Source organism: Burkholderia sp. AU32262, assembly GCF_020419985.1.
GTDB lineage: Bacteria > Pseudomonadota > Gammaproteobacteria > Burkholderiales > Burkholderiaceae > Burkholderia > Burkholderia semiarida.
On record NZ_JAIZRS010000016.1, the window covers coordinates 64,072 to 86,552 of the forward strand.

The 22,481-nt window shown below is 67.4% G+C and carries 25 protein-coding genes and 1 pseudogene; 10 read left to right on the forward strand and 16 right to left on the reverse strand.

The window, feature by feature from the left end:
• Positions 1–107 precede the first annotated feature (107 nt).
• The 3 genes from LGN10_RS20085 to LGN10_RS20095 all read right to left on the reverse strand — a co-directional run bounded on the left by LGN10_RS20085 (position 108) and on the right by LGN10_RS20095 (position 2,557).
• Positions 108–1,265 carry an iron-containing alcohol dehydrogenase gene (locus tag LGN10_RS20085; protein ID WP_226224801.1) on the reverse strand — a complete coding sequence of 386 codons (1,158 nt, stop codon included), beginning with the start codon at positions 1,263–1,265 and terminating at the stop codon, positions 108–110.
• Positions 1,262–1,597, reverse strand: coding sequence for a putative quinol monooxygenase (locus LGN10_RS20090; protein ID WP_059582584.1), 336 nt, complete (start codon positions 1,595–1,597; stop codon positions 1,262–1,264). Before LGN10_RS20090 ends, LGN10_RS20085 begins: the two co-directional genes overlap by 4 nt.
• 240 nt (positions 1,598–1,837) lie before the next feature.
• Complete coding sequence (locus LGN10_RS20095; RefSeq protein ID WP_060009465.1) at positions 1,838–2,557, reverse strand: SDR family oxidoreductase; 720 nt, start codon at positions 2,555–2,557, stop codon at positions 1,838–1,840.
• A 132-nt stretch (positions 2,558–2,689) separates the two neighbouring features.
• On the opposite strand from LGN10_RS20095, the gene LGN10_RS20100 reads away from it, so the two are divergent.
• From LGN10_RS20100 to LGN10_RS20110, 3 genes are all read left to right on the forward strand, one after another.
• Positions 2,690–3,667, forward strand: a complete 978-nt coding sequence (locus LGN10_RS20100; protein ID WP_060009468.1) for a LysR family transcriptional regulator — start codon at positions 2,690–2,692, stop codon at positions 3,665–3,667.
• A 155-nt stretch (positions 3,668–3,822) separates the two neighbouring features.
• A complete protein-coding gene (locus tag LGN10_RS20105; protein WP_059639225.1) occupies positions 3,823–5,211 on the forward strand; it encodes a nucleobase:cation symporter-2 family protein in 1,389 nt (462 codons plus the stop codon).
• A 167-nt stretch (positions 5,212–5,378) separates the two neighbouring features.
• Entirely contained in the window at positions 5,379–5,804 is a 426-nt protein-coding gene (locus LGN10_RS20110) for an NUDIX hydrolase (RefSeq protein WP_059582592.1), read from the forward strand.
• A gap of 75 nt (positions 5,805–5,879) precedes the next feature.
• Here the strand turns inward: LGN10_RS20110 and LGN10_RS20115 are convergent, their stop codons facing one another.
• Positions 5,880–6,092 (reverse strand): hypothetical protein, encoded by a 213-nt coding sequence (locus tag LGN10_RS20115; RefSeq protein WP_059583102.1) that lies wholly within the window; start codon positions 6,090–6,092, stop codon positions 5,880–5,882.
• Between the two features lie 362 nt (positions 6,093–6,454).
• Positions 6,455–7,396 carry a LysR substrate-binding domain-containing protein gene (locus LGN10_RS20120; protein WP_059582593.1) on the reverse strand — a complete coding sequence of 314 codons (942 nt, stop codon included), beginning with the start codon at positions 7,394–7,396 and terminating at the stop codon, positions 6,455–6,457.
• A gap of 82 nt (positions 7,397–7,478) precedes the next feature.
• On the opposite strand from LGN10_RS20120, the gene LGN10_RS20125 reads away from it, so the two are divergent.
• Positions 7,479–7,877 (forward strand): nuclear transport factor 2 family protein, encoded by a 399-nt coding sequence (locus tag LGN10_RS20125; protein WP_059639222.1) that lies wholly within the window; start codon positions 7,479–7,481, stop codon positions 7,875–7,877.
• A 71-nt stretch (positions 7,878–7,948) separates the two neighbouring features.
• Here LGN10_RS20125 and LGN10_RS20130 read toward each other — a convergent pair.
• A pseudogene (locus LGN10_RS20130) lies at positions 7,949–8,366 on the reverse strand (winged helix-turn-helix transcriptional regulator).
• 92 nt (positions 8,367–8,458) lie between these two features.
• Here LGN10_RS20130 and LGN10_RS20135 point away from each other — a divergent pair.
• Positions 8,459–9,418, forward strand: coding sequence for an aromatic alcohol reductase (locus LGN10_RS20135; RefSeq protein WP_059582599.1), 960 nt, complete (start codon positions 8,459–8,461; stop codon positions 9,416–9,418).
• A 52-nt stretch (positions 9,419–9,470) separates the two neighbouring features.
• Here the strand turns inward: LGN10_RS20135 and LGN10_RS20140 are convergent, their stop codons facing one another.
• The 9 genes from LGN10_RS20140 to LGN10_RS20180 are packed head-to-tail and all read right to left on the reverse strand — an operon-like array spanning position 9,471 to position 16,357.
• On the reverse strand, positions 9,471–9,905 hold the full coding sequence (locus tag LGN10_RS20140) for an HrpB1 family type III secretion system apparatus protein (protein WP_226224805.1): 435 nt from the start codon (positions 9,903–9,905) through the stop codon (positions 9,471–9,473).
• A gap of 30 nt (positions 9,906–9,935) precedes the next feature.
• The gene (gene sctT / locus LGN10_RS20145) at positions 9,936–10,742 is read right to left on the reverse strand and encodes a type III secretion system export apparatus subunit SctT (RefSeq protein WP_059582601.1); all 807 of its coding nucleotides are present in this window, start codon (positions 10,740–10,742) and stop codon (positions 9,936–9,938) included.
• A 51-nt stretch (positions 10,743–10,793) separates the two neighbouring features.
• Positions 10,794–11,279 carry a type III secretion system protein gene (locus tag LGN10_RS20150; RefSeq protein ID WP_089465506.1) on the reverse strand — a complete coding sequence of 162 codons (486 nt, stop codon included), beginning with the start codon at positions 11,277–11,279 and terminating at the stop codon, positions 10,794–10,796.
• 15 nt (positions 11,280–11,294) lie between these two features.
• Entirely contained in the window at positions 11,295–12,686 is a 1,392-nt protein-coding gene (gene sctN / locus LGN10_RS20155; RefSeq protein ID WP_226224807.1) for a type III secretion system ATPase SctN, read from the reverse strand.
• 51 nt (positions 12,687–12,737) lie between these two features.
• The gene (gene sctL, locus LGN10_RS20160; protein ID WP_226224808.1) at positions 12,738–13,763 is read right to left on the reverse strand and encodes a type III secretion system stator protein SctL; all 1,026 of its coding nucleotides are present in this window, start codon (positions 13,761–13,763) and stop codon (positions 12,738–12,740) included.
• Positions 13,757–14,512 carry a type III secretion protein HrpB4 gene (locus LGN10_RS20165; protein WP_226224810.1) on the reverse strand — a complete coding sequence of 252 codons (756 nt, stop codon included), beginning with the start codon at positions 14,510–14,512 and terminating at the stop codon, positions 13,757–13,759. Before LGN10_RS20165 ends, sctL begins: the two co-directional genes overlap by 7 nt.
• 52 nt (positions 14,513–14,564) lie before the next feature.
• On the reverse strand, positions 14,565–15,359 hold the full coding sequence (gene sctJ, locus LGN10_RS20170) for a type III secretion system inner membrane ring lipoprotein SctJ (RefSeq protein WP_099317280.1): 795 nt from the start codon (positions 15,357–15,359) through the stop codon (positions 14,565–14,567).
• A 1-nt stretch (position 15,360) separates the two neighbouring features.
• Positions 15,361–15,759 (reverse strand): serine kinase, encoded by a 399-nt coding sequence (locus LGN10_RS20175; protein ID WP_226224812.1) that lies wholly within the window; start codon positions 15,757–15,759, stop codon positions 15,361–15,363.
• A 28-nt stretch (positions 15,760–15,787) separates the two neighbouring features.
• Complete coding sequence (locus tag LGN10_RS20180) at positions 15,788–16,357, reverse strand: HrpB1 family type III secretion system apparatus protein (protein WP_059582619.1); 570 nt, start codon at positions 16,355–16,357, stop codon at positions 15,788–15,790.
• Positions 16,358–16,730: 373 nt separating this feature from the next.
• Here LGN10_RS20180 and sctU point away from each other — a divergent pair, with 373 nt between their 5' ends.
• Both sctU and LGN10_RS20190 read left to right on the forward strand, forming a co-directional pair.
• Positions 16,731–17,789, forward strand: a complete 1,059-nt coding sequence (sctU, locus tag LGN10_RS20185; protein WP_226224871.1) for a type III secretion system export apparatus subunit SctU — start codon at positions 16,731–16,733, stop codon at positions 17,787–17,789.
• A 5-nt stretch (positions 17,790–17,794) separates the two neighbouring features.
• Positions 17,795–19,771: an FHIPEP family type III secretion protein gene (locus tag LGN10_RS20190; RefSeq protein ID WP_059583109.1), complete on the forward strand. Its 1,977-nt coding sequence runs from the start codon at positions 17,795–17,797 to the stop codon at positions 19,769–19,771.
• A 208-nt stretch (positions 19,772–19,979) separates the two neighbouring features.
• Here the strand turns inward: LGN10_RS20190 and LGN10_RS20195 are convergent, their stop codons facing one another.
• Positions 19,980–20,120: a hypothetical protein gene (locus LGN10_RS20195; protein ID WP_226224879.1), complete on the reverse strand. Its 141-nt coding sequence runs from the start codon at positions 20,118–20,120 to the stop codon at positions 19,980–19,982.
• Positions 20,121–20,228: 108 nt separating this feature from the next.
• Between LGN10_RS20195 and sctP the strand changes: the two genes are divergently transcribed.
• Genes sctP through sctR form a run of 3 tightly spaced genes read left to right on the forward strand, consistent with a single transcriptional unit; the run spans position 20,229 to position 22,480 of the window.
• The gene (sctP, locus tag LGN10_RS20200) at positions 20,229–20,705 is read left to right on the forward strand and encodes a type III secretion system protein SctP (protein WP_260434167.1); all 477 of its coding nucleotides are present in this window, start codon (positions 20,229–20,231) and stop codon (positions 20,703–20,705) included.
• A gap of 7 nt (positions 20,706–20,712) precedes the next feature.
• Positions 20,713–21,837 carry a type III secretion system cytoplasmic ring protein SctQ gene (sctQ, locus tag LGN10_RS20205; RefSeq protein ID WP_226224814.1) on the forward strand — a complete coding sequence of 375 codons (1,125 nt, stop codon included), beginning with the start codon at positions 20,713–20,715 and terminating at the stop codon, positions 21,835–21,837.
• A complete protein-coding gene (sctR, locus tag LGN10_RS20210) occupies positions 21,824–22,480 on the forward strand; it encodes a type III secretion system export apparatus subunit SctR (protein ID WP_059582633.1) in 657 nt (218 codons plus the stop codon). Before sctQ ends, sctR begins: the two co-directional genes overlap by 14 nt.
• Position 22,481 lies beyond the last annotated feature (1 nt).

Sequence of the window (22,481 nt, forward strand, 5' to 3'; positions counted from 1 at the left end):
TCGTGGCCGTCGCGCCGGCATGCACGTGGGTTGCGGCACGGCTCGCGCGGCCGGTCGTGCGCGCGTCGTGAATCGTGCCGGGCGATGCGCCACGCGCGCCCGCCGCGTCACCACGCCTGCCGATAGATCTCCAGCGCGTCGGCCTCGGTCACCTCGCGCGGATTGTTCACGAGCAGGCGCGTCTGCAGCATCGCGTCCGACGCCATCCTCGGCAGGTCGGCCTCGCCGATGTCGACCTCGCGCAACGTGCGCGGAATGCCCGTCGCGACGATCAGCCGGTCGATCTCGGCGATCAGCGCGTGCGTTTTCGCTTCGTCGCTGCCCGTGGCCGACGGCGCGACGATCGCCGCCAGTTCCGCATACAGCGGCGCGGCGGCCGGCGCGTTGAAGCGCAGCACGTGCGGCAGCACGAGCGCGTTCGACAAACCGTGCGGCACGTGGAAGATCCCGCCGACCGGATAGGCCAGCGCGTGCACGGCCGCGACCGGCGCATTCGCGAACGCCTGCCCCGCGAACATCGCGCCGACCAGCATCGCTTCGCGCGCGTGCCGGTTTTGCCCGCCGTCGCATGCGGCCAGCAGGTTGCGCGACAGCAGCGTCAGCGCGTGCGTCGCCAGCATGTCGGACACCGGATTCTTCAGCCGCGCGGACGTGTACGCCTCGATCGCATGCACCATCGCGTCGATGCCGGTAGCGGCCGTCGCCGCGCGCGGCAGACCGAGCGTGAGCTCCGCGTCGAGGATCGCGACGTCCGCGAACAGGTGCGGCGACACGACGCCCATCTTGCGCGCCTCGCCGACCGTGACGATCGACACGGCCGTGACCTCGGAGCCCGTGCCGGCCGTGGTCGGCATCTGCACGAGCGGCAGCCGCGCGCTCGCGACCTTGTCGACGCCGTACATGTCGGCCAGCGCCTGCTGCCCCGGCACGAGCACCGCGATCAGCTTCGCGACGTCCATCGACGAGCCGCCGCCGAGGCCGAGCACGATCTCGGCGTCGGCCGCGACGGCCCGCGCGGTCGCGTCGAGCACCACGTGCTCGGGCGGATCGGCGATCACGTCGTCGATCACGGTGACCTGCCAGCCGTGCGCGGCGAGGCTCGCCAGCGCGGGCGCGAGCACGCCGCTGCGATGCAGGAACGCATCGGTGACGACGCACAGCCGCGCGAGCGCCGGAAAGCGTTCGCGCAACAGCGCGCCGAGCCGGCGCGCGGCGCCGAATTCGACGATCTGCGTCGGAACGGTACGGAATTGAAACGGGTTCATCGGGCGCCTCCCGGGGCCGTCGCCGTGCCGGTGTCCGGCTGCACCATGTAGCGGATCACCTCGCGACGATCGAGCAACGGCATGATCGCGCCGACACCGATCCGCTGGAAATGCGGCGTTTCCCGATGCACGTCGAGGCCGTCGGCCTCGCTGTAACGCTCGAGGATCACGATGTGGTCGGGGTTCTCCGGCGACCGGAAGTACGCGTAGTCGAGGTTCTTCGGCTCGGTACGCGTGGCCGGCGCGAGTTCGGCCAGCAATTCGACCACGCGGTCGCCGTTGCCGGGTTTCGCGAAGAAATGCGCGATGACCTGCAGATAGGGTTCGTTCATGCTGCGCTCCATGTTCGACACAAGCCCGTCGCGACGGGAGCGCCCCCATCCGCCATGAGCCGGATGGATTCAAACGCGATGAGGCGGCACCGTATCACTGACGCGTCGTCGCATTGTATTGAATCGGCACGGCCTTCGCAGAGCCGCGACCGCGCCGCGAACCACAGGCCGAATCCCGCGGCACGCTCACGACGAGCCGGAACCTGGCCGGCCGCCGCGCGCTTGCGCCGCCTCCGTCGTTCACCACGGCACCGTCCGCCCCAGATAGTCGAGATATTCGAGCCCGGGCCGCGCCCGCTTCGCCAGCAGCACGTCGACGAGGCTCGGCACGCTCTCGTCGATGGTCAGGCGCGCATCGGGCCCGCCGAGTTCGGTACGGACCCAGCCGGGCGCCATCAGCGCCAGCGCGCGGCGCGTATCGGCCTGACGCGCCGCGAAGCTGCGCATGAACTGGTTCAGCGCGGCCTTGCTGCCGCGATACACCTCGCGCATCCCGCTGACGTTGTTCGCGACGCTGCCCTGCCCCGACGACATCGCGCCGATCAGGCCGTCGTCGGTCACGAGATCCTGCAGCGTCTCGATCGCACGCATCGGCGCCAGCGCATTCGTGATCATCACGCGCACGAATTCGTCGGTCGTCACTTCGCCGATCGTTTCGTTCGGATCGTTGGTCGTGCCCGCGTTCACGAACAGCATGTCGAAGCGCCGGCCCGACAGGCGCTCGCGCAGCGCGGCCAGTTGCGCGGGCTCGCAGATGTCGAGCGTGCCGATCTCGAGCCGGCCGTCGAACCGGTCGGCCAGGTCGTGCAGCTTGGTGCGCCCCGATCCTGCGCGCACGGTGCCCGTCACGTTCCAGCCCTTCTTCAGGAATGCCTCCGCCATCGCCAGCCCGAGGCCGCGCGACGCCGCGACGAGGAGGATCGCGGGCGCGTTCCGTCGATTCGATTCAGTCGATTGCATGGTTTTCGCCTTTGCCGTGTTTCGTCATGCGCCCACTATAGGCGCGCGCCACGACAGGCGCCAGACGCACCCAACGCAATCGATAGTTGCATTCAACGCCATGTTATCGGCACAAAGGCGTATCCTGTCTGCATGGACGACATCGACCTGAACCTCGTTACCGCGCTCGACGTGCTGCTGTCGGAAGTCAGCGTGACCGGCGCCGCGCGCCGGCTGGGCCTGAGCACGTCCGCGATGAGCCGCACGCTCACGCGGCTGCGTATCGCCACCGGCGATCCACTGCTCGTGCGCGCCGGGCGCAGGCTCGTGCCGACGCCGCACGCAGCCGCGCTGCGCGACCGCGTGCATGCGGTCGCGAGCGACGCGCGCGCCGTGCTCCGGCCGGCGACGGCCGACGTCGATCTCGCGACCCTCACGGCCACGTTCACGATCCGGGCCGCCGCGTCGTTCATGGAAATGCTGTCCGGCCCGGTCGTCGCCGCGCTGGCCGACGTCGCGCCGCACGTGCGTATCCGCTTCGTCCCGAAGCTCGACCGCGATCCGCAAGCGCTGCGCGACGGCACGGTCGACCTGGAAATCGGCAAGCGCGGCGACGACGCGCCCGAGCTGCACACGCGCATGCTCTTTCACGACTGGCACGTCGCGGTGGCGCGCGCCGGGCATCCGGTGTTCGCGTCGGCCCGGATCACGCCCGCGCGCTATGCCGCGTGCCGCCACGTCATGGCGGCCCAGCTCGGCGATTTCGCCGGGCCGGCCGACGACACGACCGGCAACGCCGGCCCCGGCCCCGCCGTGCACGTCGTCGTGCCGGGCTACCCCGACGCGATGCGTGTCGCCGCCAGCACCGACCTGATCGCGCTGGTGCCGCGTTCGAGCCTCGGCAATGCGTGCTCGCCGGGGCTCACCGAAGTCCTCGGGCTGCGCAGTTTCGAGATTCCGGTCCGTCTGCCGGCGATCCTCGTGTCCGCGCTGTGGCATCCGCGCATGCACGGCGACCCCGTGCACCGCCGCTTGCGCGATACGGTCATCGCCGTCTGCCAGCGCGCGTATCCGGATTCCCGTCCGCCGCGCACCACGGCACGCGGCAACGGAGCACGCGTCGCGGGCTGACCGTTGGCCACATCCCGCAGTTCGAACCAGCCGGCCGCCGATCGGGCGCCTTTTGCGCGATCCACCGGCTCGTCACCATTGCGGCCCGGCCCGGCGGCGCCGGCAGGCCCTTCGGCTAAAATGCCGCACTTTCCACCTCGTCCGGCCCGCTCGCCATGCAACCCGCCTCCTCCGCCCAATCCGCCTCCCGCGGCGCCGACGCCGCAGAATCGGCCCGCGACCTCGTCTACGGCCCGAACGACCGGCCGGCGCCGATGGTCGCCTTCGTCGCCGCGCTCCAGCACCTGCTGGCGATCATCGTGCCGATCGTCACGCCCGGCCTGCTGATCTGTCAGGCGCTCGGCGTGTCCAGCCGCGATACGACCCTGATCGTGTCGATGTCGCTGGTGATTTCCGGCATCGCCACCTTCGTCCAGTGCAAGCGCTTCGGCCCGCTGGGCGCCGGCCTGCTGATCGTCCAGGGCACCAGCTTCAACTTCGTCGGCCCGCTGATCGCCGGCGGCAGCCTGATGGTCAAGCAGGGCACGCCGGTCGAGACCGTGATGGCCGCGATCTTCGGCGTCGTGATCGCCGGGTCGTTCGTCGAGATGGGCGTGTCGCGCATCCTGCCGTTCGTGAAGCGCCTGATCACGCCGCTCGTCACCGGCATCGTCGTGCTGCTGATCGGCCTCACGCTGATCAAGGTCGGCCTGATCAGCATGGGCGGCGGCTACGGCGCGATGGCCAAGGGCACGTTCGCGAGCGCCGAGAACCTGACGCTGTCGGGCCTCGTGCTCGGCACGATCATCCTGCTGAACCGCGTGCCGGTCGTGTGGGTGCGCAGCACCGCGCTCGTCATCGCGCTCGCGATCGGCTATCTCGCCGCCGCGTTCCTCGGCCGCCTCGACTTCACCGGCATGCATCAGGCCGCGCTGTTCCAGGTGCCGACGCCGCTGCACTTCGGCATCGGCTTTTCGTGGGCGCTGTTCGTGCCGATGCTGATCATCTACCTCGTGACGTCGCTCGAGGCGATCGGCGACGTGACGGCCACCAGCAAGATCTCGAACGAGCCGGTCGAAGGGCCGGTGTGGATGCAGCGGATCAAGGGCGGCGTGCTCGTGAACGGCGCGAACTCGCTGCTGGCCGGCGTATTCAATACGTTCCCGAGCTCGGTATTCGCGCAGAACAACGGCGTGATCCAGATCACCGGCGTCGCGAGCCGTCACGTCGGCATCTGGATCGCCGGGATGCTGGTGGTGCTCGGCCTGTTCCCGGTCGTCGCCGGCGTGCTGCAGGCCGTGCCCGAGCCCGTGCTCGGCGGTGCGGCGATGGTGATGTTCGGCGCCGTGGCCGCATCGGGCATCAACATCCTCGCGGGCATCCACCTCGACCGTCGCGCGCTGCTGATCATCGCGGTGTCGCTGGCGCTCGGCCTCGGCGTATCGCAGGTGCCGGACATCCTGAACAGCCTGCCGCATGCGCTGAAGAACGTGCTGGAATCGGGCGTGGCGACGGGCGGTATCTGCGCGCTCGTGATGAACTGGTTCCTGCCGGAAAAGAAGTAACCGAACGAACCGTGCGGCGGCGCGGTGCGCGTGGCGGGCCGCCCCGTGCGAACGGCGTCCCGCGCGCCCCGCCCCGTCGCGCAGCCGTCGGCCACGCGACGACGACCGGTCGTCCAGCCCGATCGGCGCCGCTTGGCCGAACGATCGACGCTGGTTAGAATGGCGCCATGCCCCGAACGCCAGCGCCCAACACTGCCGCCGAAGCGAGCGCCGTCCCGATCAAGGAGCGCGCGACGGTCGTCTGCTACCGCGGCGAGCACGTCTTGCTCGTCGCGCGTGCGTCGTCGCGCTGGGCGCTACCCGGCGGCACGATCAAGCGCGGGGAGACGCCGCTCGACGCCGCGCATCGCGAGTTGCGCGAAGAAACCGGCATGACGGGCCACGATCTCGTGTACGCGATGCAGTTCACCGGGCTCGCGAAAATCCATCACGTGTTCTTCGCGGAAGTCGGCCCGGACCATACGCCGCAAGCGAACAACGAGATCGAGAAATGCAGGTGGTTTCCGATCAAAGGCGTCGAGGCACTGCGCGCGAGCATCCCGACGAAACGCATCGTCGAACTCGTCTACAAGCACGAAATCCGCAACGCATAGCACGTCGAAGGCGCGGGCACGCGCGAGCCGCCGGCCCGCCGGAATCGATTTTTTCGTGGATCGACGCGCGAACGCTCAGTGCAAGCGCTTTCTGCGCAGTTCGTGCGTGGAATAGACGACGAGGAAGATGCCCAGCATCGCGACGCCGAACGCCATGAAGTCGTTTGCGCTTCCCGAGCCATGCAAGGACTTCGGGAGGATGCCGAGACTCAACCCCGCCACCGCGAGAAGCAATCCTGCCGCCATACCCCACATCGGTCCGGCGGTCTTTTCGATTTTATTTTTCATACAGCACCCGTCTACGGTCAAGACCTGGTCGGTATCGGCAAAAAGCGCCGCATCTACCTTCAGTCATTCCACTATAGCCGGGAAATAATTCCCGTACGTCTAGTGCTTTTCCCGATCAAGTTTGCATGGACGCGGCCGTTGTACGGCGTCGGTGCGCGACGCGGGCGCGGCATGATCCTGTCCGGGAGCACAAGTATCGATGGACCGCATCGGATTCGGCGCGGCATCCGCGGAGTCGAAGCGTCGCCGCGGTGGCAAGCGCGGCATTTTCGACGGACGCAGACCCGCCGGCGGCGTTCCGTATCTAGCGTCGGTGGGCAGGAAGATCGGGAGGAATGCCGAATCGGCCGCTCACCTGTCGATCAGTCTTCTCGCGCAAGTCGCAGCAAGACGTCGGCAAGGGCCCGAATTTTCGGTTGTTCCGCACGTTGCGGCGGATAGACGAGGAAGTACGACAGGCCGTCTTCAACCACCTCCTCGAACGGTGTCACCAGCGATCCGGCGCGGAGCCGGTCTCTTGCCATTCGTGGGTCGCCGATTGCAATGCCGTGCCCTTCCGTCGATGCCGCGAGCGTCAATTCGAGGGTATCGAATACCAGCCCGCGTCCCGCATCGAGCTGGCGCGCGCCAACCTGATCGAGCCAGCATCGCCACTCCGCATGGCTGGGCCCCGGATGGAGCAAATCGACATGCGCGAGATCGGCAACGGATCGCAGCGATGTTGCCAAGGCGGGCGCGCACATCGGCGTGAGCCTCTCGGGAAATAGCGCTACCGCCTCCATGCCGGTCCATTGCCCCGTGCCGCGCACGATGACGGCGTCGACGTCGGACGTCGTGAAATCCGGCTTATCGTCCGCGGATGTCGAAATACGCAGCTCCGTCCCGCTCATCGCACGATGAATGTCCGGTAGCCGCGGGAGCAACCAGCGAACGGCGAACGTGGACGGCAACTTCAACGTGAGCACCGCGGTCGCCCGTGCTCGGGAATCCGCGTGCTGAACCAATTGCGTGAGCACGTCGACCGCGACCGTCAGCAGTGCATTTCCTTCCGCGGTCAACGTCAGCCCCGATACATGGCGCACGAACAGTGCGCATCGATAATGCGTTTCCAACTGCTGTATCTGGCGGCTCACCGCGCCTTGCGTACGGCACAGATGATCCGCCGCCTTGCTGACGCTGCCGAGCTGCGCCGCGGCGACGAACGACTGAATCGCCGCCAACGGCGGGAGCGGCCGCGTCAGGTCGGCCAGCGGATATGCATGCGCCGCATACCCGGGTTGCAGATTTTTCGATTGTTCGGTCATCGGTGCGTCGTTATCGTGCATCTACCGGATACCCCGCTCCTACGCATGAACGGGAGCGTCAACGAATGATCGGAGGACAATTTTGGGCTCAACGTCGGCATCACTCTATACGGAACAGGTTCGCACTTACCTTCGGGAGCTGGAGCGAGGCGATGTGGGCGCCATCTGCGCGCTATTCACGCCGGACGCGCGGATTTTTTCGCCGTTTCTCGGCTGGATGCACGCCGAACCCTTCTTTTCGAAGGTCGCTGCCGCATCGGGAGAAAGCAAGATTACACCGATCGATATCTGCGTCAGCACGACAGGCGCTCGACGTGCGACCGGTTACTTCATCTACGACTGGGCCCTGAAAGACGGTTCGGTGGCGCGCTTCGAGTGCGTCGACGTGTTCGAGTTCGACATCGCGGGGCTAATCGAACGGATGATCATCGTCTACGACACCCATCCGATTCGCAGTACGGTCGGCGACAAGTACGCGTGACCGAATCGATGTCGCGCGATACCGAGCGCCGGCATTTGTGCAGCGCCGCTCCACCGCCGCGGCGGCGTCGACTACGCGTTTGCGTCGCGGTGCTGCCTGTCGAAATTCCGCCTCGCTTCACGGAAGCGGTCCGCATTCTCGACGATCCAGGTCCACAGCGGGACCATGCGAACGAGCAGGTCCATGCCCGTGTCGGACAACTCGTATTCGACTCTGGGGGGGGGGGACTTCTTCGAAATCGTGACGGCGCACGAGGCCGTCACGCTCGAGCTGCCGTAACGTGCGCGTCAACATGCGCTGAGTCACCCCGTGCATGCGCCTGCCGATTTCCGCATGGCGCAGCCTGCCGTACACGCCGAGCGTGTGCACGACACCGAGCGACCAACGGCTTCCGGCATGGGCAAGCACCTCCCGCCGCAACCCGTCATCATCGTCCCGCAGGCCGTCACACACGGTCTGCGAATATTGAAGAAGTTCATCTCGATCCAACTCTCTGGCTCCCAGTATCACGCGTGTGCCTTCTTTCATCCACGCCCACGCATTGCTAGACTGCCGCCACGCATTCCTTGATGGGCTAAACGATGAACCGAACAGATCCTGACGCTACGTCTCGAAACATTCTCGTGCTCGGTGCCGGCGAACTCGGCCTCCCGGTGCTACGCAGTCTTGCACGCCGGGCGAAGGACGTGACTGGCGCGAAGATCAGCGTGCTGCTGCGCGCCAGTGCCGTCGAATCCAGCGCACCCGCCAAGCGGCATGATATCGCGGAGATTCGGGATCTTGGGATCGAGATCGTCATAGGCGATTTCGTGAAGCGTTCCATCGATGAACTCGCTGTCTTGTTCGCGCGATATGACACGGTAATCGGTTGCGCGGGCATTACGGCCGGAATCGACACGCCGATGAAATTGGCACGCGCTGCATTGCAGGCGCGAATCCCGAGGTACTTCCCGTGGCAGTTCGGGGTCGATTTCGACGTGATCGGTCGCGGCAGTCCGCAGGACATCTTCGATGCACAGCTGGACGTGCGCGAATTGCTGCGCAGTCAGCACGACACCGAGTGGGTCATCATCTCGACCGGCATGTTCATGAGCTATCTGTTCGAGCCGGACTTCGGTGTCGTTGACCTGAAAAACGACACGGTCCACGCGTTGGGCAGCCTCGACACCGCCGTGACGCTGACGACGCCCGACGATATCGGCGCACTGACTGCCGAGATCGTGTTCGCCCAACCTCGTATCCGGAACGAGATCGTGTATCTGGCCGGCGACACCGTGACTTACGGTGAGGTCGCCGACAAGCTGCAAGCGGGCCTCGGCCGCCCTTTCAGCCGTGCGGTGTGGAGTGAGGCGTACTTGCTGGATGAACTGGCGCGGGACCCACACAACATGATGCGGAAGTATCGTGCCGCTTTCGCTCAAGGGCGGGGTGTCGCGTGGGACAAGCGCGGGACGTTCAATCAACGCCACGCCATTCCGGTCACCGACGTGGCATCGTGGATCGAGGCAAACCTTGCTTCGGGCCGCGGCGAGTCATCGTGAAACCGGCCGGCCGGGCAGACGGCCGGTCCCCGCTTGACGCAGCCGCGGGCGGCTATCCACGCCCGATCGCGGGCGCTGCGAGCAGCGCCTGGGCGGTGCGCGTCGCCATCGGGTCATCAGACTTGTACGCCGCCGCGTACGCATAGGTACGCCACGATGCATCGCCAAGTGCGTAAAGACAGACAGCCGCGAGCGCCATGCCGCGCGACGACAGCGTGCCGTCGCGCTCCACCCGGCGCAATTCGGTCAGCGCCTCGCCCCAGGCGCGTGCACGCACATGCCACCAGGCCAGCACCTCGCGCATTTCGCCGCTCCCGGGACGCAGCACCGCCATCGCATCGAGCAGGTCCTGAACGTCCGAAAACGTATCGAGCACCGCACCGGCCCACAGCACGTGCATCATCCCCGTGACGATCGCGTTGTCGCTCAACGCCTCGATCATGTTTTTCTCCAAGCTTTTTCGGCCAATCGCCATCGGCGAACGCATACTTGCGCGCGCTCGCGCATTCACCGCGTTTCACTTGCCGCCCGCGAGCGCCCTCGCCTCGGCCGCGATGCCCACGAGCGACAGTTGATCGCGTACCTGATCGATGAAGATCGCCGCCATCAGGGCGAGCATCAGAATCGTGAGCGCGCCTTTCACGGGCTGCGCCAGCGACGGCAGATCGAGCTTTTGCGACACCTTCCCGGTAAAGCCGAAGCCGATGTCGATCAGCAGCAGCATCAGCATCATCGGCGTGGCCAGCTTCGCCACCGTTTCCATCAGCGAGTCGGTCTTCCCCAGCACGAACGATTCGAGTACCGCCCCCCCGGCCGGCGTGAGGTTCGCAAGCGGCCACCAGGTATACGATTCGTAGATCGCGCCGAGCAGAAACGTCATGCCGCCCAGACACCAGAACGCCGCGATCGCGAACTGGCTCAGGAGCGTGGAAGTCAGCGACGTCTGCTGCCCCTGGCTCGGGTTCTGCATCTGCAGTTGATTGAAACCGGTCAGATCGTCGACGTACGTGCCGACGCTTTCGGCGGCCCAGAACACCGTCGACGCCGCGAAGCCGAGGCCGACGCCGATCAGCGCCTCCTTCAACCCGATGCCCACGAGCATCGTCGCATCGCCCTGCTCGAGCAGGCCGCGTTGCCCGTACGCGATGAAGCTGCCCCACAGCAGCGCCAGCGCGGTGCGCACGCGGCCTTGCACGACGTTGTCGGACGTCGGCGGAAAAATCATCATCAGGACCATCAATCGTTCACTGCAAAGGCCGAGCACGATCAAAAACCTGACCAGCTGATGGCTCGATTCGATCGATGCGAATGTAATCTCGCTCATTTCAGTCACCTGTCGCTCAATGGATGCCGGCTGGCGAGCGCGCTCGCCGCTTCAAAACGCCGGGCCGGGCCGGCGACTCTCCGATGTTTCCTCGTCCTGCGCGTCCTCGATCGCGAGCTCGATACTCTTGACGAGCGTGTCGCGCCGCTTGCCGTAGATGTCGATGCGGGCACGGTTGCGCAGGATCTCCGTGCGCAGCGCACCGATCTGCGCCTCCTTCGCCGCCAGCGCCTGTGCGGCCTGCGCCGCCCGGGCCTCGAGCATCGCGTGCTGCTCGGCCGCGTGCGAGCGGAATTCGCGCAGCTTCAGATACTCATCCGCCCGGAAGGAAACGCCGCCCAGCATCGCGTCGATCTTGCCGTCGTGCGCGGCGAGCTCGGCCGCATGCGCGCGCACCGCCGTGCGGCTTTCGTCCAAGGCGTCCATGAGCGCCTGCAGCTCGCCGCGCAAACCGCCGAGCGCCGCATTGAGCTTGCGATCGAGCTGGCGGCGGCGCGAGAGCACGCGCTCGAACGCGGCAACGCGGCGGTCCTTCATCGCTCGCCTCCGGCATCAGGACTGCACGATCTCGCCGAGGGCCGCGAGCGTGTCGCTCGGGTCGACGAGCAGATCGGTCGGTTGGCCGAAGAAAGCCCGAATCGCGTCGATCTTCGCAATGGCTTCGTCGGCAAGCGCATCGGTGCCGCTCTGATACTCGCCCACCTGCAGCAGCAGTTCGACCTCCTTGTGCTTGGCCATCAGCCGCCGCACGTGTCCCGCCGCCGCCACGTGCTCGCGCGGCACCACCTGCGTCATCACGCGCGAAAGACTGCCGAGCACGTCGATCGCCGGATAGCGGTTCTGTGCCGCAATCTCGCGCGAAAGAATCATGTGGCCGTCGAGAATGCCCCGTACTTCCTCGGCAATCGGGTCGCCGCCCGATTCGTCCTCGGCCAGCACGGTGTAAAGGGCGGTGATCGAGCCGAGCTCCGAACGGCCCGCGCGCTCCAGCAGCCGCGGCAGCTCGGCGAAGATCGACGGCGGAAAGCCGCGCCGCGTCGGCGGCTCGCCCATCGCCAGGCCGATTTCGCGCTGCGCGCGCGCGAAGCGCGTCAGCGAATCCATCATCAGCAGCACCCGCATGCCGCGGTCGCGGAAGTATTCGGCCACCGCCGTTGCCGCATAAGCGGCCTTCGCGCGCTCGATCGACGAGCGGTCCGATGTCGCGCAGACGACGACCGAGCGCGCCATTCCCTCCGGCCCGAGAATGTGCTCGCAGAATTCGCGCACTTCGCGGCCGCGCTCCCCGATCAACGCGATGACGTTGACGTCGCAGCGCGCCCCGCGCGCGAACATGCCCATCAACGTGCTCTTGCCGACGCCGGCCGGCGCGAAGATGCCCATGCGCTGGCCCTCGGCCAGCGTCATCATGCCGTCGACGACGCGCACGCCCGTCGGCATCGGGGTATCGACGACGGGCCGCGACATCGGATCGGGCGGATCGGCGATGACGGGCTGCCACTCGTCGCATTCGAGCGGCCCCTTGCCGTCGATCGGCTCGCCCAGGCTGTCGATCACGCGGCCGAGCAGGCGGGGGCCGATGCGCAGCGAAAGCGGACGCCGGAGTCCCACCACGCGTGTCGCCCGGGACACGCTGCCGAGCCGGCCGAACGGCGAGAGCAGCGCGACGTCGCGCGAGAAGCCGACCACCTCGGCACGCTGCAGCAACGCGCCTTCGGGCGAACGCAGCTCGCATAGCTCGCCGAGCGTCGCGTCGAGCCCCGATACGCGTACGAGCGTGCCGATCACTTCCTGCACCTTGCCGCACGCCGCGGGTTGCGCGCGGGCACGCAGTTCGCGCTCCATCGCCTCCATCAGCGCCGAGAAGCCGCGTATGGCCCGCGGCTGCGCGATGTGCGCCCCGCTCGCTTCATCGGTTCCGAAACTGTCCGCGCTGTCGATCATGGCGCTCCCTTCCTTGTCATGTGTTCTTCCACGTGCCGCGCGAAGGCCGGTTCAGACGGACATCGCGTCGGCGTCGGCATGCGCGGCATCGGTCCAACCCTCGTCGTGCAGGTCGCCCGCCGTTTGCAGGGCCGCGGCATCGTCCTGCCAACCTCCTTCGTCGCCGAGGTTGCCGCCATCGCCGCCGTCGCCGCCCTCGCCGCCATCGCCGCCGTCGTTCGCGCGCGCATCCGGGTCCGCCAGATCCTCGCCGGCGCCGACGGCGTACTCGCCGATCGGCACCTCGGCGTCGCCGGCGAAACCGGCCTGCGCGTCGGCCGCTTGTGCGTCATCCCCGGGCCGCGCACTCGGCGCCTCCCGCGAGGGCTCCTCCGCCACGCTTCGCACGGCGCGCGCCAGGGCGTCGCGCATCGCCGCCAAGTGCAACGACAGGCTCGCGTCGATCGCGCCCAGGTCGGTTTCGGCGACGCATGCGCCGGGCGCAAGCGTCGCGTCGGCCGCCACGCGCAACCGCACGGCGCGCCCGGCCTCGCGCCACGCCGCGGCCGCTTCGTCGAAGGCCGCGCTCGCCGCGGCCAGATCCGACGGATGAACACGCAGATGAACGGGGCTGCCGTCGGCGACGATCCGCTCGACCGTCGCGGCCGCGCGCGCGAAAAGCGCCTTGGGATCGGCCGACGCAACGATCTGCTCGACCGCCAGCGCGACCAGTTCGGCCAGCCGGTCCTGCTGCCCGGGCGCGAGCCGGCAGGCTTCGGCGTGCGCGGCCGCCGCGCGTTCGTGCCAATCGGTCAGCCCCCGCCGCAAACCATCGTCGTAACCCCGCTCGGCCGCTTGCGCGAACTCACGCATCGCACGCTCGGCGAGCTCGTCCGCGCGGGCGCGAGCTTCGTCGAGCAGCACGCGGGCCTGGGCGCGCGCCGCGTCCAGCGCCTCGTCGCATTGCCGGCGCATCTCGGCGTACGCCGCATCGATCTCGACGATCGCCGCGAGGCGTTCATGACGCAGGACGTCCCCTTCGACGCCCACGCCGAGGTCCGTGCCTTCGGCCTGCGGATTGCGTAACCAGATCACCATGACCACTCCGGAAACAAGTCGGGCAGTTGCGAGACGATCGAAAGGCTCGGGCTCGAGCCTTCCGAAGACGGGAGTGACGGCGGCAACGACGGGGACGGCCACGCCCCCTCCTCGTCGCGCGCCGGCATGGCCCACCGCATGATCGCGAGCGGGCCGCCCGGCGCCCATCGGCAGTCGCGCTCGAAAAGCCGAAAGCCGAGCCACGCGAGGACGTCGCCATCGGCCGCGTCGAGCGGCACTGGCATGACCGATGCCGCGTGGTGCGCGCGCGCGGCCAGCGAGCGCGCCTCGCCCGCAAGCTCGCGCCCGCGCGCGAAGAGCAGATTGACGCCGCGCGCCCCGATCCAGGCCGTCAACTTCTCGCGACGCGGCCGGTCGATCCAGGTGCGCAATGGCTCCACCTGCTCCACGAGCGCGCGCAGGCGGAACACGGTCAGACAATCGTGCGCCGGCAGCAAGGCAAGCGCCGTTTCCGGCGCGTCGAACGCGGCAAGCGGCGGCACGGGCATGCCCCATTCGTCGAGCAGCGCATCGGCAAGCGCCTCCGCCTGCGCGGGGCCGCATGCGCCGAGCCGGTCCGCACAGGGCACGCGTGCAAGGCGTGCCGGATGCATCCAGTCGAACAGCGTACGCCGGCGCCGATGGTAGGCGGCCAGCCTCGCCGCGACGGCCGCCGGCGTCTCGCCGTTCGGCGCGGCAACGCTGTCGGCGGCTGCGTCGTATGCATCGGCTGCGTCGTATGCGCTCATCGTGTGCTCCCCCTGCTTGCCATGCCGGCCATGCGTTCGTTCGGATCGAAGGTCATGCCGGCGCTTTCGCCGCACGCCCCGCCCGGCGCGCGAGCAGGCCCGCCAGGCCGCCGCCGCCCTTGAGCAGGTTGCCGCGCAAGAGCGCGAAGCCGCCGGCGATCATCAACAGCAGCACGCCGAGCGCGCCGCCCGCATAGACGATCCAGCCGTCCTGGCGATGCGGGTGGGCAGGTGGATCGAGCGCATCGGCCGGCACGCTCGTCACGCTGACCTGATCGTAGGTCAGCCCCTCTATGCTGTGCACGACCAGGTTCTTGATCGCCGGCGTCATCCGCTCGAGATTCGCGTCGGGCCGGTACTTGATGAAGACCGATGCGGACGACGGCTTGACCGACTGCGCGAGCGGATCGTTGTTCGGCAGCACGATCTGCACGCGCGCCACGACCACGCCGTCGATCTTCGACAACGTGTCGTCGAGCTCCTGCGACAAACCGTAAATGAAGCGCACGCGCTCCTCGGTCGGCGTGGAAACGAGCCCGTCCTTCTTGAACAGCGCGCCGAGGTCGTCGAATTTCTTGCGCGGCAGGCCGCGTGCGCGCAGCACTTCCACGGCATGCACGATCTGCTTTTCGTCGACGCCGACCGACCAGGTCTTGCCGCCATCGGGCGTGCTCTTTTGCGCGTCGACGCCGGACATCAGCAGCGCCGCCACCATTTCGTTGCAGTCGCTTTCGGTCAATTGCCCGTAGAGCTCCTGCTTGCAGGCCGCAAGCGACAGCACGAGCGCCGCCACCGCGACGAGCCGCCATGCGGAGGGCGGCCTCGAAGGCACGAGGTTCGGTTTCATTTCACTGGTTCTTCATGAGCGTCTGCACGGCGTCCTTCGACGACTGCACGGTTGCCATCTTCACCTGCAGATCGGCGTTCAGGCTTGCGATCTCGAGCTGGATGGTCATGTCGGCAGCGGCAAGGCGCTCCATCGACAGCGCGCTCATGTGCTGAGTCATGTAGAGCACGTCGTTCGGCACTTGCCGGTAATAGTCCGCCTGCTCCTCGACCGCTTTCGTCACGAGGTCCGCGTGCTCGGTCGGGTGCAAGGCCGCCGCATGCTGGCGCCCCGAAGCCATCATCGCCTGGAATTTGTCGACGAGCGGCTGCGATACCGCGTCCGCGGTCGGCGCCGCGGGCGTCGTGCCGGTGACGCGGGCCAGTTCGTACTGGAGTTGCGATGCAGTCGTGATGCTCATTTCGTTTCTCCTGGTAGGGGCAACAGGCTCAGACACGCATGTACTGCATCGTCAGCAGCATGTCGCTGGATGAGGACGACGGCGTCGCGACCGCTTCGCCGTCTTCGGCATGCGCTCCGTTCTCGAACGCGAGCGCGGAATCCGGCGCAACGAAGCGGCCCGTGCGCTTCGCGGTCGCGACCGCCTGCTTCAGCTCCTCGCTCGCAAGCAGAACCTTCGCGAGCCGTTCAACCTCTTCGTTGCCGCCTTCCTCCAGGAGGCGCCGGGCCTCCTCCTGCCAACCGAACTCCTGGCGGGCCTTCAGGCACTGCAGCAACATTCCCTTGCTGGCCGGCACGCAGACCGAGCGCTCGACCAGATTGCGAAAGAGCCGTTCGGCCTCGCTCCATTCCTCGCGCACCATATGCAGCCAGCCGTCGAAAAACGCGAATTCGGCGGAATCCGGGCGCAGCAGATGCAGCACTTCGACGAGGTGCTCGAGATCGTCGATATCGACTTGCTCCGGTGTGCCTGCGCGGGCCAATGCCACCCTGACCAGGTCGACGACCGCGCCGACGACTCCCGATGGGCACTGCGGCCGATCCTTCAGAACGTCCATCCTTTCCCCCAAGGAAATCAGATTCGATCCGATGGGCCGCACCCGATGAGGCGTGGCCTTCCGTTGACGCTAAGTTACGCAACACGATGGATACGCCACGTGCCCGGCACGAAGTCGCACAACGAATTGCGAAGCGCCGCATGCGATGGGCGGCGGCGCGTGCCGCGTTCGCGGACGTCTTCGCGCGTGCCCGCCGCGCGGGTCGCCGGGCTCACGTGGCCCGCGCCCGAGCGACGCGCCGTCGCGCCGCCTTGCTTCGCAGCCCTCGCCCTTGCTTCGCATCGCCATCGCGCCGGATACAGCGGCGCCGCTAACGTTGCATCGGGGCGCCCCATCCCGGGTGCGCGCCTGCGACAAGCGAAGGACAGCGGTCATGAGCGACGAAAAAACCGAAGAGCCCACAGACAAGAAGCTGGACAAAGTCCGCGAGGAAGGCCAGGTTGCGAAGAGCTCCGACCTCGTCGAAGTCGCGTCGCTCGGCTCGATCGTGCTCGTGCTGACGGCGGGCCAGCACTATCTGGCCGATACGCTACGCGCGATCGTCAAGGAGGCGATCGATTTCACTCACGGCGAGCGCGAGTTGCAGGACCTCTGGACCGTCCTCGTTCATGTCGGCCTGCAGGCGCTGGGCCTGCTGTGCGGGATCGCGGCCGTCGCGCTCGTCGCCGCCATCATCGCGCTCGCCCCCCAGACGGGGCTCAAGTTTTCGCTGAAAGCCGTCATGCCGAAGCTTGCGTCGGTCAGCCCCGGGTCCGGCTTTCAGCGCATCTTCTCGATGAACTCCGCCATCGACCTCGCGAAGATGGTCGGCAAGGCCGCGATTCTCGTCGCCGTCATGTGGCAGACGATCAAAAGCGCGATGCCCGTGGTGGCGAGCGCGCTCGATCAGTCGGTACCGCAGTTGATCGGCGTGCTGTGGTCCGTGCTCATGCACGTGGTCGTGGTCGCGCTCGGCGTGTTCGTCGTCATCGGCGCGTTCGACTACAAGCTGCAGAAGTGGCTCTTCATCCGCAAGAACCGGATGTCGAAGGACGAGGTGAAGCGCGAGCACAAGGAGAGCGAAGGCAACCCCGAACTCAAGGGCGAGCGCAAGCGCATGGCCAGGGAGATATCGCAGGAAGGCCCGAAAGGCGGCGTCGCGCGCGCGAACGTCGTCGTGGTCAACCCGATTCACTACGCGGTCGCGCTGCGCTACGACCCGGCGGAGTTTCCGCTGCCCGTCGTCCTCGCCAAGGGCGTCGACGAGCAGGCGCTGCGGCTGCGCCAGCAGGCGATGCACGCGCGCGTGCCCATCGTCGCGAACCCGCCCGTCGCGCGCATGCTGCACAAGGTGCCGCTCAATCAGCCGATTCCCGAAGAACTGTTCGAAGTCGTCGCCGCGATTCTTCGCTGGGTGGACGGCCTCGCGCCTCAAACCGCCACCACGGAGTAGTGGACATGTTCAAGACCATGAAACTGCCCGGCATCGGCGAGGCCGGCATCGCCGTCCTGCTGATCGCGATCGTCTCGCTGATGATCCTGCCGCTGCCTCCCGCGATCATCGACGGGCTGCTCGCGATCAACATCACGATCAGCATCACGCTGCTCATGGTGACGATGTATGTGGGCCATATCGCCACGCTCTCGGCGTTCCCGTCCGTGCTGCTCTTCACGACGCTTTTCCGGCTCTCGCTGAACATCGCGTCGACGAAGTCGATCCTGCTGCATGCCGATGCCGGCGAAATCATCGAAAGCTTCGGCCAGCTCGTCGTGGGCGGCAATCTCGTCGTCGGCCTCGTCGTGTTCGTCATCATCTCCGTCGTGCAGTTCATCGTGATCGCCAAGGGCTCGGAGCGCGTCGCCGAAGTGGGGGCCCGCTTCACGCTCGACGCGCTGCCCGGCAAACAGATGAGCATCGACGCCGACCTGCGCGCGAACATCCTCACGCCGGACGAGGCGCGCAGGAAACGCGCGAGGCTCGCCATCGAAAGCCAATTGCATGGCGGCATGGACGGCGCGATGAAGTTCGTGAAAGGCGATGCGATCGCCGGCCTCATGATCACGATGATCAACATCGTCGCGGGCATCGCCGTGGGCGTCGCCTATCACGGCATGTCGGCCGGCGAGGCGGCCAACCGCTTCTCGGTCCTGTCGATCGGCGATGCCATGGTCTCGCAGATTCCCTCGCTGCTGATCTCGGTGGCCGCGGGCGTCATGATCACGCGCGTGGACGAAGGCGGCGACCATGGAAATTCCTCCCTCGGCGAAGACATCAGGCGCCAGTTCACGAGCAGCGCGCGCGCGCTGTTCTTCGCCGCGCTGCTGCTGCTCGGCTTCGCCGCCGTGCCCGGTTTTCCGGCGGCGCTCTTCGCGCTGCTCGCCGGGCTGCTCGGCTTCGTCGGCTACCGTCTGCAGAAAAAGCAGGATGGTCCGGCCAAAGGCGCCGGCAAGCCCGTCGGGGCACTGCAGCGCGCCGGCGCCAAGGGCGACGCGCCGTCGATCCTGCCACGCCCGCCGCAGTTCACGTGCCCGCTCGGCGTGCGCCTCGCAGCCGATGTCAGCGCGCGTCTCGCGGCCGATGCCCTCGACCGCGCGTTCGACGCCCAGCGCCACGCGCTGCAATCGGCAGTCGGCCTGCCGTTCCCCGGCATCATGATGTGGACCGACGGCACGCTGCCCGAAGACAGTTACGAGGTACTCCTCTTCGACGTGCCGCAAGGGCGCACGACGCTCGCCGAAACGCGCGCGGTACACGCGGCGGCCGACGGCGGCGCCGCGGACGCGCCAGCCGCCGCGGCGACACCGGAAGCATTGATTGCACGCCACACGATCGACCTGCTGCGGCGCAATGCCCATCTCTTTCTCGGCATTCAGGAAGCACAGTGGATGCTCGACCAGCTCAACGAGGACTACCCGGGCCTCGTCGCGGAGGTACAAAAGGCACTGCCGCTGCAGAAGATGGCGGACGTGCTGCGCCGGCTGCTGGAGGAAGAGGTGCCGGTGCGCAATATCCGCAGCATCACCGAAAGCCTGATCGTCTGGGGACCGAAGGAGAAGGACATGCTGATGTTGACCGAATACATCCGCATGGAGCTCGGCCGGCTCATCGCCTATCGCGCGACGGGTGGCGTGCGGGATCTGCCCGTCGTACTCGTCGACGTTCAGGTCGAGCAGCACATCCGGCAGTCGATCAAACAGACCCCCACGGGCAACTTCCTCGCGCTGCCGCCCGACGAAATCGCCCAGCTCGTCGGCAAGATCGCCGACATCGTCGGCGATACGCCGCGGCAGCCGCTGGCGCTCGTCGCGTCGATGGATATCCGGCGCTACATCAAGCGCATGATCGAGGCGCGGCTGCCATGGCTGCCCGTGTATTCGTACCAGGAGCTCGGCTCGCACGTCGATCTCCAGCCCGTCGGCCGCCTGGCGATGTGATCGAGCGAGCCGCGCCATGCATTCCTCCGCCCCTCATCGCGCCCGCGTCATCGCGGCACCGGCCACGCACACCGACCCCGCACCCGAGATGCCGGCCGCGCAGTTGAGCCGCCAGGCCGCCCTTTTTCAGCGCCTGCGCGAAGGCGTGCGCGCCGGCGCGTCGGAAACGCCCGGCGACGAGCAGCCATGCGCCGCGCCGGCCGAGCCTTCATTCGCCGAGCAAGCCGATCCGCGCTACGCGGTCGCCGGGTTCGCCGCGGACGAACATCGCGACGATGCCGGCAGCGGCGAGCGCGACGACGACGCGCCGGCCGGCTCCGGCGACGAACGCGATGACGCTGCCTCGCATGTTCGATCGGCAGCGCCGATTCATTCGACGATGCGCCTGCCGGTGCATTCGGCCATGCATGGGTTCATGCATGTGCCGGCATATTCGACGATGCCCGCACCGATGCCGATGCCGGCGCGCGGCGCGGCGCCGCTTTCATCGCAGCGGCCGCCCAACGCCCGGCCAGCGACGGCCGCGCCGCACATGCCGCACATGCCACGCGTACACGCCGCGAGCGAGCCGCAGCGCCCCACAGCGGGCGGCCCGCACGTCGTGGCCGCCGTGCGGGCACCGGCGCGCACGGGCCAGGACATGCACCGGTTCGTCGATTCGATCGTCGCCGAGGTGTCGGACTTCTGCGCCAATCCGATCGTGTTCGAAAGCGGCGACTGGCAGATCACGATTCCCATCGATCCGGCGCTGCTGCCTGGCTGCACGTTGAGCCTCGCGCTTTCGCATTTCCAATTGACGCTTCGCTTCGACACCACGGACGCACGCTCGCGCGAACTAATCTCACAGCATGCGGCGACGTTGCGCACGAGCCTCGAGGAAGTGATGCAAAACCGCTTCGACGGCGCGCGCAGCGTCGAGATCATCGTCACGTAAAACCAATATGGACACCACACGAACGCTACTGACAGACCACGCCGAGGCAGGCGCCCAAGCGCCGGCGGCGGCCGTCTTGCTCGATCCCGCGCGGCTGCCCGCGCTTGCGGCCGCCACCGCGCGCCTGCATCGGCTCGCCGTCGACGAGCGCCTGAGCGCACTGCTCGCTCACACGCTCGGCGTGTCGGCCTTCGGCGTCGGTACGCACGATTTCGTGGCGCCGGAGCGCGCCGCCGTCGTGCGCGTGCGCTGGGGCATGGAGACGGCCGCGGTGCACATCGACGTCGGACAGCACGCGGGGCTCGCGAGCGTCGTCGCGTCGGACGAGCCCGTGAACGAGCGCCTGCGCCATGCCGTGTGCGCCATCCTGCTCGATCCGCTGCGGCGCGCGCTGCAAGCGCTCGGCTTCGACGGCGTGGAAATCGTCTCGCTCGAGCGAACCGCGCGTGCGCCGTTGAACGCGCCTTGCTGCGCGCTCTCGCTGCGCGTGGGCGATAGCCGCTTCGATGCGGTGATCGAGCACATCGACGGCGGCTGGCTCGACGCGCTCGAAACGCTCGTGGCCCGGCAATGCACGCCGTTCGCCACGCACGTAAGCGAGATCGCCGTACCGGGCCGGCTGCGGATCGGCGAGAAAACGATGAGCGTGACGACGCTCGATTCGCTGCGCGCGGGGGACGTCATCTTGCGCGCCGTACCCGAAGCCACCCGCGCGCTCTTCGCGAGCGAGCGTTCATCCGCCCCGATGCAAGTCGTCTGGGGCCGCTACGGGACGCGGCAACTGCGCGCCGTGGCAGACGTCACCCACCATCTGATGACCTTGAGCGAGGACCCCACCATGAGCCATGAGACGCAGTTCAACGCGCCGCTTACCGATTCGATCGACACGCCCGTCGACATCAGCCAGCTGGACCTGCCGCTGAAGCTCGAGATCGACACGGTTTCGATGCCGGTCGCGCAGCTCTCGGCGCTGCGCGCGGGCTACGTGCTCGAGCTTCCCACCGCGCTGCCCGATGCGCGCGTGCGGCTCGTCACTTACGGGCAGACGATCGGCTTCGGCGAGCTCGTGAGCGTCGGCGATCATCTCGGCGTGCGTCTCGTTCAGCTGTCGCGCGGCCATGGTTCAGTTTAGCGATCTCACCGGGCTGCTGATCACCGTCGTCGCGATCAGCCTGATCCCGTTCGTCGCCATGGTCGCGACCTCGTACGCGAAGATCGTGGTCGTGCTCGGGCTGTTGCGCAACGCGCTCGGCGTGCAGCAGGTGCCGCCGAACATGGTGCTCAACGGCATCGCGGTCCTCGTGTCCGCCTACGTGATGGCGCCGATCGGCATGCAGGCCATGCAAACCATGCAGACGATGCACCGTACCCCCGGCAGCGACACGTCGCTCGTCGTGCTCGATGCATTCGATGCGGCAAAGGAGCCGTTTCGCGCCTTTCTGAAGAAGCACGCGCACGAGCGCGAAAAGCGGTTCTTCGTGCGCTCGGCTGCCGTGGTCTGGCCGAAGGACATGGCGGCGAAGATCCGCGAGGACGACCTCATCGTCCTCGCCCCGGCCTTCACGCTGACCGAGATGGCCGACGCCTTCAAGATCGGCTTCCTGCTGTACATCGCGTTCATCGTCGTCGATCTCGTCATCGCCAACGTGCTGATGGCGATGGGCCTGAATCAGGTCCAGCCGACGAACGTCGCGATTCCGTTCAAGCTGCTCCTGTTCGTCGTCATGAGCGGCTGGTCCACATTGATTCACGGTCTCGTCATGACCTATCGCTGAG